Source organism: Bacillus sp. L75 (genome assembly GCF_003676355.1).
In the GTDB taxonomy this organism is placed as follows: domain Bacteria; phylum Bacillota; class Bacilli; order Bacillales; family Bacillaceae; genus Bacillus; species Bacillus velezensis.
In genome coordinates this window covers 60381-72632 of the sequence record NZ_ML064906.1, presented here as the reverse complement: position 1 = coordinate 72632, position 12252 = coordinate 60381, and the positions used below count along the sequence as shown (strand labels likewise).

General features: G+C 47.4%; 14 protein-coding genes and 1 riboswitch. Of the genes, 1 reads left to right on the top strand and 13 read right to left on the bottom strand.

The features are described 5' to 3' along the window. Positions 1 to 15: 15 nt before the first annotated feature. The 7 genes from D5S11_RS12010 to D5S11_RS11980 form a co-directional block, all read right to left on the bottom strand. A complete protein-coding gene (locus D5S11_RS12010) occupies positions 16 to 1212 on the bottom strand; it encodes a bifunctional 3,4-dihydroxy-2-butanone-4-phosphate synthase/GTP cyclohydrolase II (protein ID WP_003153371.1) in 1197 nt (398 codons plus the stop codon). Positions 1213 to 1226: 14 nt separating this feature from the next. Then, on the bottom strand, positions 1227 to 1874 hold the full coding sequence (gene ribE, locus D5S11_RS12005) for a riboflavin synthase (RefSeq protein WP_047935906.1): 648 nt from the start codon (positions 1872 to 1874) through the stop codon (positions 1227 to 1229). Then, complete coding sequence (gene ribD, locus D5S11_RS12000; protein ID WP_015240125.1) at positions 1855 to 2970, bottom strand: bifunctional diaminohydroxyphosphoribosylaminopyrimidine deaminase/5-amino-6-(5-phosphoribosylamino)uracil reductase RibD; 1116 nt, start codon at positions 2968 to 2970, stop codon at positions 1855 to 1857. Before ribD ends, ribE begins: the two co-directional genes overlap by 20 nt. Before the next feature lie 131 nt (positions 2971 to 3101). Next, a riboswitch (FMN riboswitch) is annotated at positions 3102 to 3248 on the bottom strand. Positions 3249 to 3367: 119 nt separating this feature from the next. Then, positions 3368 to 3712 carry a hypothetical protein gene (locus D5S11_RS11995; protein ID WP_007409423.1) on the bottom strand — a complete coding sequence of 115 codons (345 nt, stop codon included), beginning with the start codon at positions 3710 to 3712 and terminating at the stop codon, positions 3368 to 3370. A 245-nt stretch (positions 3713 to 3957) separates the two neighbouring features. Further along, on the bottom strand, positions 3958 to 4533 hold the full coding sequence (gene lepB, locus D5S11_RS11990) for a signal peptidase I (RefSeq protein ID WP_033574742.1): 576 nt from the start codon (positions 4531 to 4533) through the stop codon (positions 3958 to 3960). Positions 4534 to 4614: 81 nt separating this feature from the next. Beyond that, positions 4615 to 5106 (bottom strand): CcdC protein domain-containing protein, encoded by a 492-nt coding sequence (locus D5S11_RS11985; RefSeq protein ID WP_007409421.1) that lies wholly within the window; start codon positions 5104 to 5106, stop codon positions 4615 to 4617. A 149-nt stretch (positions 5107 to 5255) separates the two neighbouring features. Continuing rightward, positions 5256 to 5687 carry a peptidylprolyl isomerase gene (locus D5S11_RS11980; RefSeq protein WP_003153363.1) on the bottom strand — a complete coding sequence of 144 codons (432 nt, stop codon included), beginning with the start codon at positions 5685 to 5687 and terminating at the stop codon, positions 5256 to 5258. A gap of 284 nt (positions 5688 to 5971) precedes the next feature. On the opposite strand from D5S11_RS11980, the gene D5S11_RS11975 reads away from it, so the two are divergent. Beyond that, positions 5972 to 6874: a DUF1002 domain-containing protein gene (locus D5S11_RS11975; protein WP_007409419.1), complete on the top strand. Its 903-nt coding sequence runs from the start codon at positions 5972 to 5974 to the stop codon at positions 6872 to 6874. 44 nt (positions 6875 to 6918) lie between these two features. Here D5S11_RS11975 and lysA read toward each other — a convergent pair whose 3' ends face one another. The 6 genes from lysA to spoVAC all read right to left on the bottom strand — a co-directional run bounded on the left by lysA (position 6919) and on the right by spoVAC (position 12240). Continuing rightward, complete coding sequence (gene lysA, locus D5S11_RS11970; RefSeq protein WP_080130292.1) at positions 6919 to 8238, bottom strand: diaminopimelate decarboxylase; 1320 nt, start codon at positions 8236 to 8238, stop codon at positions 6919 to 6921. Between the two features lie 124 nt (positions 8239 to 8362). Continuing rightward, positions 8363 to 9844 (bottom strand): spore germination protein, encoded by a 1482-nt coding sequence (locus tag D5S11_RS11965; protein ID WP_007409417.1) that lies wholly within the window; start codon positions 9842 to 9844, stop codon positions 8363 to 8365. Further along, positions 9798 to 10403, bottom strand: coding sequence for a stage V sporulation protein SpoVABEA (gene spoVAEA / locus D5S11_RS11960; RefSeq protein WP_007409416.1), 606 nt, complete (start codon positions 10401 to 10403; stop codon positions 9798 to 9800). Before spoVAEA ends, D5S11_RS11965 begins: the two co-directional genes overlap by 47 nt. A gap of 5 nt (positions 10404 to 10408) precedes the next feature. Then, positions 10409 to 10759: a stage V sporulation protein AE gene (spoVAE, locus tag D5S11_RS11955; RefSeq protein WP_007409415.1), complete on the bottom strand. Its 351-nt coding sequence runs from the start codon at positions 10757 to 10759 to the stop codon at positions 10409 to 10411. After that, positions 10760 to 11776, bottom strand: coding sequence for a stage V sporulation protein AD (gene spoVAD, locus D5S11_RS11950; protein ID WP_095284589.1), 1017 nt, complete (start codon positions 11774 to 11776; stop codon positions 10760 to 10762). An 11-nt stretch (positions 11777 to 11787) separates the two neighbouring features. Then, positions 11788 to 12240, bottom strand: a complete 453-nt coding sequence (gene spoVAC, locus D5S11_RS11945) for a stage V sporulation protein AC (RefSeq protein ID WP_003153353.1) — start codon at positions 12238 to 12240, stop codon at positions 11788 to 11790. Between the last annotated feature and the right edge of the window lie 12 nt (positions 12241 to 12252).

The following is a 12252-nucleotide window of genomic DNA, read 5'->3' as shown; positions in this document are numbered from 1 at the left end:
TTGTGAGATTTGTTTTTAGAAATGAAGCAGATGTCCAAGTTTTTTCATTTTGGTCTGTAAATATTGCTTGTTATGCTCACTCGCTTCCATTTGAAGCGGCACCCGTTCTGAAATGCTGAGACCGTATCCTTCGAGGCCGGCGATTTTCCGGGGGTTATTGGTTAAAAGTTTCATATGCTGAACCCCTAAGTCGCGGAGAATCTGGGCGCCGATGCCGTAGTTGCGCAGATCAGGCAGAAAGCCGAGCGCTTCGTTCGCTTCAACCGTGTCATACCCTTGTTCCTGCAATCGGTACGCCTTCAGCTTATTGATTAAACCGATCCCTCTGCCTTCCTGGCGCAAATACAATAGAACGCCGCGGCCTTCTTCAGCAATTTGCGCAAGCGCGGCATGAAGCTGAGGTCCGCAATCACAGCGATGGGATGCAAACACATCGCCCGTCAGGCATTCTGAGTGCACTCTGACAAGAACGGGTTCGCTGTTAAACGGGACATCCCCCATGACAAAGGCGAGATGTTCTTTTCCGTCAACCTCGTTTGTATATCCGTAAACTCTAAACGTGCCGAAGTCAGTCGGCAGCGTAATATCAACTTCTCTGTTCACAAGGGTCGTAATGTTGTAACGGTACTCTATTAAGTCTTTTATCGTAATCATTTTCAGCTGGTGGCGTTCGGCGATTTCGGCTAACTCCGGCACTCTGGCCATAGTGCCGTCTTCATTCATAATTTCACAAATGACGCCCGCTCCCTGAGATCCGCAGGCTTTTGCAAGGTCAACGGCTGCTTCCGTATGGCCGGCCCGCTTCAGGACGCCTCCTTTTTTTGCGATTAAGGGGAAAATGTGGCCCGGACGCTGAAAATCGTCAGACACAGATTCTTCGTTCAACAGCGCCTGAATGGTAAAGGATCGTTCCTGCGCGCTGATGCCCGTTTTTGTCAGCCTGTGGTCAATACTGACCGTAAACGCGGTCTCATGTGAGTCCGTATTATGATCGACCATCGGGTGAAGATCCAGCCGGCCGGCGATGTCTTCAGACAGCGGCGTGCAGATCAGGCCTCTCCCATGGGTCGCCATAAAATTCACCACTTCCGGCGTGGCATGCTCAGCCAGCGCTACGAAATCTCCTTCGTTTTCTCTGTCTTCATCATCGACAACAATGATGACTTCACCTTTTTTCAGCGCCTCTAACGCCTCTTCTATCGGATGAAACATATCGATCTTCCTTTCTAAAAGCCGTTCTCGCTTAAAAAGGCTTCCGTGATAGTTTGATTGCTTTTCGTTTGTTCTGTTTTGTGCAAAAAGCGGTATAAGTATTTGCCGATCATGTCACACTCAATATTTACGGTCGATCCGACTGTTTTCGTCTGAAAAATCGTTTCTGAGATGGTATGCGGAATGATGGATACCGTCACGCTTTCGTCTGATAAACCGAAAATCGTCAGGCTCACGCCGTCTACCGTAATTGAACCTTTCAATACGAGCGCTTTTGTCAGTTCCGGCGAAAGTTTTAAATCGTAATAGACCGCGTTGCTTTTTTTCTCGATCCGCGTAATTTCCGCCGTTCCGTCCACGTGCCCTGATACAAAGTGGCCGCCGAACCGCCCGTTGGCGGACATCGCTCTTTCCAAGTTTACTTTACTGCCTTTTGACAAGCCGTTCAGCGAAGTGGCTTTCACTGTTTCCGGCATGACATCAACCGTAAATTGATTGTCAGAAAATCCGGTTACGGTCAGGCAGATGCCGTTTACCGCAATGCTGTCGCCAAGTTTCACATCACTTGTCACTTTTGAAGCGGCGATGGTTAATGCCATGGAAAGGCCTGTCTTTTTGATTGCTTGGATCGTGCCTGTTTCTTCAACGATTCCTGTAAACATCGTCACCATCCTTTCCATCTTTAGGTATGGCCGTCAGTTTTATATCCGGCCCGATTTGGGTGATTTGTGTGAATTGTAAATGGGGGACATCTTTCATTGATTGAAAACCTTCACCGGAGATCAAGCTGGGAGCAAGCGTTCCTCCGATTAATTTAGGGGCGAAATAGAAATGAAGCTCTTGGAAACAGCCTTCCTTGACAAAACTTCCGTGTACGGATGCTCCGCCTTCCACATAAACCGACATTATGCCGTTTTCAGCGAGAATACTGAGCACCTCAGGGACGTGAATGCGGTCTGTTTCCAGCGGAATAACTTTTATTCCGAGTGCGGTCAGCCGGTCTTTCTTTTGCACGTCTGCACCTTTGGCCGTAAATATCCATGTCGGCGCAGCGCCGTCAGTGAGCACATTTGCCGTTTCAGGAATGGTCAGCTTTGTATCGAGAATCACTCTGACCGGCTGCTTCACCGCATCAGGAAGCCTGCAGGTCAGGCTCGGATTATCGGCTTTGACTGTGCCTGCTCCGACAAGAATGCTTTGATGCGATTTCCTGTATTGCTGGGCATCAAGCCTTGCCGCCTCTGATGTAATCCATTTGCTGTCACCGGTTTCAGTCGCTGTTTTCCCGTCAAGGCTCGCGGCCGCTTTCAAGGTGACATACGGAAGTCCGGTCCGCATGAAGTGAAGAAACATTTTATTCAGCTCTTCTGCCTGCTGCCTGAGAAGTCCGGTTTTCACTTCGATGCCCGCTGCTTCCAGCATTCCGATGCCTTTTCCGGCTACAAGCGGATTCGGATCTTTCACAGCGATAAACACCCTTTTTATCCCCGACTTTATTATCAGTTCGGCGCATGGCGGTGTTTTTCCGTAATGGCTGCAAGGCTCCAGCGTCACATACAAATCGGCGCCTTTTGCGTGTCTGCCGGCCATATGAATCGCGTGAACCTCGGCATGCGCTTCTCCGTATTGCAAATGGGCGCCCATTCCGACGATCTGTCCGTTTTTGACGACGACAGCGCCGACAAGAGGATTGGACTGTGTCTGTCCTTCACCGCGTCTGGCAAGTTCTATTGCCGTATTCATATAATATTCTTCCATCGTTATCCCTCCCTTCTTCCACGCAATTTGGCGTCAAAAAAGCCCCGAATGTTTACACAGTTCGGGGCTTTGCCAGTTTTAATCCATAGGAAATAAGACTATACAGTAAGTTTATTTTTTGCATAGCTTCTCTCATCCTTCTCCCATCCAGACTTTCACTGTCGGCTTCAGCTTTTCACTGAATCCACCGTATACAGATGCATACGGGTCACGGGCTGTAAAGCGCAAAACGCCTTATTACCGCCGGTCGGGATTTTCACCCAGCCCCGAAGGATACAATCAATATTTTTTTGTCCTTATCCGCTATTATAACATCCTTTGCGGCAGGCGCAATGAATTTGCACCTAATTATTCAGAAAAATAAAAAGCGCCCTTTTCCCATAAAAGGCGCCTTTATTTATTCGTTCACTTTGACGACCTTCAATAAGCCGTCAATCCGGTTTGATTTGCTGAAATACGCTTTAATCTTATCTCCCTTTTTCACATCGGAGAGATCCTGCTTCAGCTTGTCGCCGTTAAAAATAATTTTTGTGCCGTTTTCTGCCGTACCGTGGTACTCAGTTCCTTCGATTTTCGTAATTTTATATGTTTTGACTGTATATTCTTCTTTTTCCTGGGACAGGGTTTGTCCGATTGCAGTCGGCACGTCTTTCAGTTCAATATCGTTTATGACCATATAACCGCCCGCTAATAACAGCAGCAGTACAAGTAAAATGGCTGCTTTTGTTTTAATTCTTCCCATTTTTCTACCTCCAGCCCGTATCAATCTATTCATTACTATGTCATATTCCTTTTGTTCATGAATAGAAAACCGTTCTTCCCTGCGTGAGTTATTCATATAACGTTTCATAAAGGGAAGATGTTTCATGTATCTGTAAAACTTTCTATCTATTAAATAGATATACGAATTTATGTTCTGTTTTTGAGGGTGGAAAGATAAATTTATATAAAAAAGCAGTTTTCTTATAAGAAAACTGCCTGTACGGTTTATTTCGTCTTGCGAATTTCATTAAACGGGAAGAAGACGAATTTTGATGTGCCCGCTATTTGTTTTTTCGTAAAGAGACCGAGGCCGTTGCGGCTGTCCATAGATTCTCTGCGGTTATCACCCATGACGAAATATTTGTCGTCCGGCACCTTCACCGGGCCGAAGTCTTCTGTCAGCCGGTCATAGCCTTCTTGCTTCGCCTTGTGCTTGTTTGCCGCTAAATACGGTTCGGACACTTTTTTGCCGTTGATGTACAGCTGATCGTTTTTCATTTGCACCGTGTCGCCGGGAAGTCCGATAATCCGTTTGACATAGTGCTCGTTTTCTCCGTTCAGAACGACGATCTGGCCGCGTTTGAAGTCGCTTATGTATTTGACCGTCATATTGACAAAGATTCTCTCGCGGTCATGCAGCGTCGGATCCATTGATCTTCCATCAACGAGATAAGGGGCGAATAAAAAGTTTCGGATGAGCAGTGCCAGAACGACAGCGATGATAATGGCTTTCGCCCAATCAAGTACGGCGCTTTTTTTAGAAGTTTTTTCTTTTTCTGATTTCAAGTGATTTCCTCCCATTAGCCATGGTCGTTTTTATTTTACCATGAATCCCTAGCACAGAGGGCAAATAAGCCCCGCACCTCATCCATTTTTTTCATTTTATAAGCCGGATCTGCTGATTTTACGGTATTTCACGAAGCTTCCGATCCGCCAAATACACAAATACACAAAAGCAAGTTCCATCGTTAAAACGGCGAATTCCGCCGCGTCAATGTTTTTGAAATATTGGCTGAGCACGATACGGATCGCAATAATCGCGATAATGACATATTTAAAGTTTTTATTCCGCTTGGAGTAGACAAAACCGTCTTCCCGGATTTCATAGGCGGTTTGCGACAGCATGATGACGCCGAATACCGCGCCTAACAGTCCGGCGATGGCGAGCTCCCAAAGAGCGGGAAAATGAAACGGCTTTCCCGGGATATTCATGAGCTGGCTGATGCTGAATGTAAAAATGACGGCGATAATCAAAAGCGGGAGAATGATGCCGAAGCCGCCGCCTTTAATCGGCCTGTTTCCCTTTTTCACCCTGAACCAAATCATAAGTGCGAGAATGATAATGACAAATAAAACGGTTGCCAATTGAACCAACGTTTCTACCTCTTTTCATTGTTGTACTCGGTCTTTTTCACTATACCAGAATGATCACTGATGTTCATATATGTATTTTTTCATGATTTACACATGAGAATTTTCATATACATAAAAAAACCCGCCTGAAAAAGGCGGGTTTTCCGTCATTATCCTTCTACACGGATTTCTTTCATTTTGTCTCCGTTAGACATGTTTTTCGCATGCTCTAAACCGCTTGTCACTTTTCCGAATACAGTATGAACGCCGTTTAAATGCGGCTGCGGCTCATGTACGATGAAGAATTGGCTTGAACCCGTGTCTTTACCGGCATGCGCCATTGATAAAGAACCGGCTTCGTGTTTATGCGGATTGCCTTCTGTTTCACATTTGATCGTTTTTCCGCTTCCGCCCATGCCTGTCCCAGTCGGATCTCCGCCTTGGCTCACAAAGCCCGGAATCACGCGGTGGAAAATAACGCCGTCATAAAAGCCCGTATTCGCCAGGTTTTCAAAGTTAGCGACTGTATTAGGCGCTTCATTCGGATAAAGTTCAAATTCGATTCTGCTGCCGTTTTCCATTTCGATATAACCAGTTTTCATTCTCATTCCTACTTCCGTATTGTTTTTTGTCAAAGCCTTCTTCAATATGAATTTCAATTGTAAGCCGGCTTTCTTTTTGATATTCTTTTGAAGGAAGAGGCCTCTGCTCTTCTTTTCGCGGCTATTATACCACACCTTCAGCCGGAAAACGAATCTCCCCGCTTCCGCAGAAAGAAAATGAAACCAGAACAGCTTCACAGCCGTCTATGTATCGGAACTGCTTCACGCAGGCCCTCACAAACCGCTTCAAAACGGCATTTGTGAAAAGAAGGAGGTTAACCGCTTTGAAAAAAATGTGGATTGGATTGCTGGCGGCGGCCGTTGTATTGTGCACAATACCGAAAATCAGCCTGGCCGATGCCGCAGTCGGAGATGTCATCGTCACACTGGGGGCGGATCTGTCAAACGAAAACCGTCAGAAAGTGCTTGACGAATTAAATGTCCCTGATAACGCGACAAAAGTGACGGTCACGAATAAAGAAGAACATGAATATCTGGGAAAATATATATCGAATGCCCAAATCGGCACAAGAGCCATCTCTTCATCATCCATCACGGTGGCAAAGAAAGGGTCCGGGCTTGACGTTAAGACCCATAATATCGATTCCATCACGGATGAAATGTACTTAAACGCCCTGATGACAGCAGGAGTGAAAGATGCGAAAGTATACGTGACGGCGCCGTTTGAGGTATCAGGCACCGCAGCATTAACGGGAATCATCAAGGCATATGAAGTCTCATCAGACAAAGCGATTTCAGAAGATGTAAAACAGGTCGCCAACCAAGAGCTTGTCACCACTTCAAATCTCGGGGATAAAATCGGGGATAAAAACGCCTCCGCGCTCATCGCAAACATTAAAGATGATTTCGCGAAAAACGGTGTGCCCGATACAAAAGAAGGAATTGAGAAAAAGGTCGATGATGCGGCTTCAAACCTTAACATTACACTGACTGACGCTCAAAAAGACCAGCTCGTTTCATTGTTTAATAAAATGAAAAATGCCAAGATTGATTGGGGCCAAGTCGGCAGCCAGCTTGACAAGGCAAAAGACAAAATCACGAAGTTCATTCAATCCGATGAAGGCAAAAGCTTTGTTCAAAAAGTCATTGACTTCTTCGCTTCGATTTGGAATGCGATCGTGTCTGTATTTACAGGAGACAGCGGATCAAGTTCTAACAACAGCTGAATGCAAAAAGAGACCGGACGCCATTGTTCCGGTCTCTTTTTTATTTATTGTTTGACCCCCGTCTTAAACGGCAGATCCAGTTTTACAATGTCTTCATAAGTTTCCCTTCTAATGACAAGATGCGCTTCGCCGTCTTCCACAAAAACGACGGCGGGACGCGGAATGCGGTTGTAGTTGTTAGCCATGCTGTATCCGTATGCTCCCGTGCAGAAAACGGCGAGAAGATCGCCTTCTTTCACTTCCGGAAGGTCTATATCCCAAATGAGCATATCACCGCTTTCACAGCACTTACCCGCGATGGATACCGTTTTATCGTGGTGTTCTCCGATTCTGTTTGCCGATACGGCTTCATATTTCGCCTGATACAGCGCAGGACGGATATTATCGCTCATGCCCCCGTCAACCGCTGCATATTTACGGGTGCCGGGCACTTCTTTTTGCGAACCGATGGTATAAAGCGTCGTTCCGGCGTCTCCGACGAGCGAGCGTCCCGGTTCAATCCAGATCTCCGGAATGTCAAAAGCGTGCAGCGCTGCGTTTTCTTTTACCGCTTCGATAATTTTTTCCACATAAACGGCGGGATGAAGGGGTTCATCCTCCTCCGTGTAGCGGATGCCAAAGCCGCCCCCTAAATTCAGCACTTCAGAGACAAAGCCGAATGATTCTCTCCATTCATTCAGTTTTGCAAAGATTTTTTCTGCGGCCAGCACAAAGCCCGCCGTATCAAAAATTTGCGATCCGATGTGGCAGTGAACGCCGAGAAGGCGGATATGGTCTGACTGTAATACTTGTTCAATCGCCTTTTCTATTTGCCCGTTATGCAGATCAAAACCGAATTTGGAATCTTCCTGTCCCGTCGTAATATAATCATGCGTATGCGCCTCTACCCCCGGAGTGATCCGCAGAAGCACATCCATTGTGCGCCCTGATTTGCGGCACAGTTCCGCGAGTAAGGATATTTCATAAAAATTATCAACGACAATGCAGCCGATTTGATGATCGAGCGCCATTTTCAACTCTTCTTCGCTTTTGTTATTGCCGTGAAAGTGAATCCTGTCAGCCGGAAAACCAGCCGCAACCGCCGTAAACAGCTCTCCGCCGGATACAACGTCCAATGAGAGCCCCTCCTGCTCAGCGAGCTGTATCATCGCAACGGAAGAAAACGCCTTGCTCGCGTACGCGACCTGCGCCTTTAATTCCGCATCAATGAATGCCTGTTTAAAGCTTTTAGCGCGCTCACGTATTAAAGCCACATCGTAAACATAAAGAGGCGTGCCGTAATGCTCCGCTAAATACAGCGCGTCCACACCTCCGATTTCCAAATGACCTAGTTTGTTTTGTCTGCTTGTGCCATGTAAGAACAATGCTCATTCCCTCTTTCTGATCCGCATATGGGTGAAAAGGACAGCTTCTTTTGAGCTGTCCTTATACAAGTCCCGCATAAGTTAAGACATACAATATCATAATCTTCTGTCGGTTTCAATGCGATTATGAACCGCTTGGCTGTCTTTGACGGTCTTTCGGGTGAACAATGCTCGGTCTGACTTTGGCTCCCGGCACTGTCGTCCGGACGAGCACCTGCCACAGCGCCTTGCCGTTAAACGGTAAAAACGGCCATAAATACGGCGTGTGAAACGAGCGGATATTCGCCATTATGATCAGCAGCAATGTAAAACCTATCACAAAGCCTTTTACTTGGAAAATGGCCACGAGCACCATTAAGATGAGGCGTATCATTTTATTGGCGAGGCTGAGCTCATAGCTCGGCGTGGTAAATGATCCGATGGCGGCGATCGATACGTACAGAATCACTTCTGCTGAAAACAGCCCCACCGCTATAGCGATTTGACCGATCAGCACCGCCGCAATCAGACCCATGGCGGTGGATAAAGCGGTCGGCGTATGGATCGCGGCCATCCTGAGAAACTCAATCCCCAAATCGGCCAAAAAGATTTGCAGAATGATCGGGATGTGCGTATTTTTATTTAAACCGATAAAATCCAATCTTTCAGGCAGAAGAGACGGTTCGAGAACAAAGAGGAACCAGATCGGAAGCAGAACGGTTGAAGCAATAATACCGAAAAACCTGATCCATCTTAAAAATGTGCCCACTGAAGGCGCCTGCCTGTATTCTTCCGCATGCTGAACATGGTGAAATATCGTTGTCGGCGTTATGATCACGCTCGGTGACGTATCGACGACGATGATGACGTGCCCTTCCAAAATGTGATTGGCTGCCACATCCGGCCGCTCTGTGTATCTGACCATCGGAAACGGATTGTAGCCTTGTTTGACGATGAATTCTTCCACCGTTTTATCAGCCATCGTCAATCCGTCAATGTCAATCGCATTCACTTCGTTTTCGACGATGCTGACAAGGTCCGGGTCCGCGATGTCTTCTATATACACAATCGCAAGATCGGTCTTAGAGCGCTCGCCGACTTTCGTAATTTTGACGCGGAGCCTTTCGTCCCTGATTCGTCTTCTGATCAATGCTGTATTAATGACGATATTTTCAATAAAACCGTCTCTTGCACCGCGGACGACCTTTTCCGTATCCGGTTCTTCAGGTGTGCGTCCGGGATAACTTCTGACGTCAACGATAAAGGCGAAGCCCGCGTCTTCAACGATAACCGCCACAAGTCCGGAAAGCACCTGATCCGTTGCTTCGTCGAGCGTTTTGACTTTTTGGACCTGCTGATTGACAAGCCTGTTTTCAACAACGTCAATCGCTTCATCCGCATTCTCGTCATAATTATTGACGTCGACGAGCTGTTCCATTAAATGAATGATAAACAAAGTATCGGTTAATCCGTTGACAAAGTAAATCTGGACTTCCCGGTCTAATACTCGAACTTTGCGGACGCCGACATCATAGCTCGTTCCCATACCGACGCGGTCTTTAAAAAATTGTTCATTTTTTCTAGGATCCCGGTACACCTTGATCATGTTTTCCGGTTTTTCCGGCATGGCTTTCGCTCCTTTCTAAAATGAATTCGACCGCCTTCATCGTGATCGGCGAGCCTTTGGATATGTCATCTTTTCTCCCCATCTTTCCTATGTCGCCGATGCCCACAATGAGGGGAACGTCCAATTTATCCAGACAATACACCGTATCTCCGTTCATTCTGTGCTCGTCCATTTCTCTCATTCCGGTTTTATCGACGCCAAACTCCGTCACTTCTCCATCACGGTCAATGGAGACATCGACTTTCGTCCATTCAGCCTGATGGGTCTTAGAAGCGACCGCAATCACCCCCAGCACTTCAATGTCCTGATGTGAGGCGACATATTTCAGCGCCGTTTCGCCCGGCCCTTCCCCTTGCAGGCCTGAATCGTCAAACATGACAAACACCGGGTCATTCGGCGCGGCTTTAATCAGCTGAACAAGTTCGGGGCCGCTTCTCGTTGACGGATTGCCTTTTGATTGGGAAATACACCGTCCGCCTGCTTTTTCCGCGGCATATTCAATTGTTTTGGCGGCGTACACGTCCCCGTCTGTCACAAGAATGACCTTCCGTTTCGTCATCGGCATTATCCTTTCGGTTTAAAAATAACGGCTACAAGAAATGCGAATAAAATCGCTGAAGATATACCGGCGGAAGTAAGTTCAAAAATCCCCATGGCGATCCCGATAAATCCATGCTCGTGAGCTTGATGCATGGCGCCGTGCAATAAGCTGTGACCGAAGCTGACGATGGGAACCGTTGCGCCCGCGCCCGCGAATTCGATAAATTTGTCATAAATTCCGAACCCATCTAACAAGGCGCCGATGACGACAAAAGTTGTCATCACATGGGCGGGTGTCAGTTTAAAAATGTCAAGCAGCAGCTGACCGATAATGCATATGATTCCCCCGCAAACAAAAGCCAACAGATATTCCATTTATGATGCACCTCCCGCCCGCTCAAATACCACACCGTGCGCGATGGTCGGAATGGTTTCCTTCTGCTGGATCATTGTCGGACTCAAAAGCGCTCCTGTCGCGACAACGAGTACCCTGTTTAGAATCCCCGCTTTTAATTGGTTAAAAATATGTGTGTACGTAACAAGCGCGGAGCAGGCGCAGCCGCTTCCGCCCGCAAACACCTGCTGGTCCGGCGTATAGATGAGAAGACCGCAGTCATCGTGTTTCGTTCCCACGGGATAGCCTTCTTCTTTGAGCAAATCTTTCACGATCGGCGAGCCGACGCCTGAAAGGTCTCCCGTTAAAATCAGATCATAATCATCCGCCGTGCGGTTTAAGTCCTGCAGGTGCTGTTTGATTGTGTCGGCGGCAGCGGGCGCCATGGCGGATCCCATATCGAACGGATCTGTTATTCCGAGGTCGCTTACTTTTCCCACTGTTGCGCTTGTAATCTTGATATCAGAAGGGTTTTGGCTGATGATGACCGCCCCGCCCCCCGTGACCGTTGAAGTGGCGGTATCCGGTTTTTGCCCGCCATACTCCGTCGGATTGCGGAATTGCCGTTCTGCCGTCGCGTTATGGCTGCTCGTGGCTGCGATCGCCCGGTTCGCAAAACCGCCGTCAATGAGCGCGGATGCGACAGCAATCGTTTCCATTGATGTCGAACAGGCGCCGAACAGACAGAGGAACGGAATTTTCAGATGTCTGGCGACGTAGTTGGCGGTCACATTTTGATTTAAAAGATCCCCCGCGAGTAACAAATCAATATCGCTCTTTTTCAAGTTCTGTTTTTGCAAAGCGGAGTTGATGGCATCTTCCATTAACTGACGTTCCGCCATTTCCCAGTTTTTCTGATTGCAATGCATTTCATCGTATGTCTTATCAAACAGCGAACCGAGCGGGCCGTCTTTTTCTTTCGGTCCGGCTGCCGTCCCCGCCGCATTTACAAATAACGGGTTTTCAAACACCCAGGTTTGCTTTCCGGTCAATTTCATTTTTTCTCCTCCTACGAAAACAGTTTTTCACAAGCAAACCGTATCAGGCCTACGATATAGGCTGCCACGACGCCGAATACAATGACGTTTCCCGCCAATTTAAACATGTTTGTCGCTACTCCGAGCACGAGTCCTTCACTTCTGTGTTCCAGAGCGGCGCTTGTCATACTGTTTGCAAAACCCGTCACCGGCACGGCTGAACCCGCTCCGGCAAACTGCCCGAGTCTGTCATAAATGCCGAATCCGGTCAAAAGGGCGGAAATTAAAATAAGAGTGGCGGCCGTCGGGTTGCCCGCTGTTTTTTCATTAAAATTAAAAAAGTGGATGTAAAAGTCTTGAAGAGCCTGCCCGATCAGACAGATCAAACCGCCGATCAGAAAGGCTTTGACGCAATTCCAAACATATGGCGGTTTCGGCTGATAGTCTTTCACTTTTGTTTTGTAATTTTCTTTTAAGTTTGTCATGTCGGTTCCTCC

Coding starts and splice junctions, on each gene's coding strand:
- D5S11_RS11965 (WP_007409417.1), bottom strand. CDS start 9,844: ATGCCGGAAAAACCGGAAAACATGATCAAGGTGTACCGGGATCCTAGA.
- spoVAE (WP_007409415.1), bottom strand. CDS start 10,759: ATGGAATATCTGTTGGCTTTTGTTTGCGGGGGAATCATATGCATTATC.
- lepB (WP_033574742.1), bottom strand. CDS start 4,533: ATGGGAGGAAATCACTTGAAATCAGAAAAAGAAAAAACTTCTAAAAAA.
- D5S11_RS11995 (WP_007409423.1), bottom strand. CDS start 3,712: ATGGGAAGAATTAAAACAAAAGCAGCCATTTTACTTGTACTGCTGCTG.
- D5S11_RS11980 (WP_003153363.1), bottom strand. CDS start 5,687: ATGAAAACTGGTTATATCGAAATGGAAAACGGCAGCAGAATCGAATTT.
- spoVAC (WP_003153353.1), bottom strand. CDS start 12,240: ATGACAAACTTAAAAGAAAATTACAAAACAAAAGTGAAAGACTATCAG.
- spoVAEA (WP_007409416.1), bottom strand. CDS start 10,403: ATGACGAAACGGAAGGTCATTCTTGTGACAGACGGGGACGTGTACGCC.
- D5S11_RS12010 (WP_003153371.1), bottom strand. CDS start 1,212: ATGTTTCATCCGATAGAAGAGGCGTTAGAGGCGCTGAAAAAAGGTGAA.
- spoVAD (WP_095284589.1), bottom strand. CDS start 11,776: ATGAAATTGACCGGAAAGCAAACCTGGGTGTTTGAAAACCCGTTATTT.
- ribD (WP_015240125.1), bottom strand. CDS start 2,970: ATGGAAGAATATTATATGAATACGGCAATAGAACTTGCCAGACGCGGT.
- ribE (WP_047935906.1), bottom strand. CDS start 1,874: ATGTTTACAGGAATCGTTGAAGAAACAGGCACGATCCAAGCAATCAAA.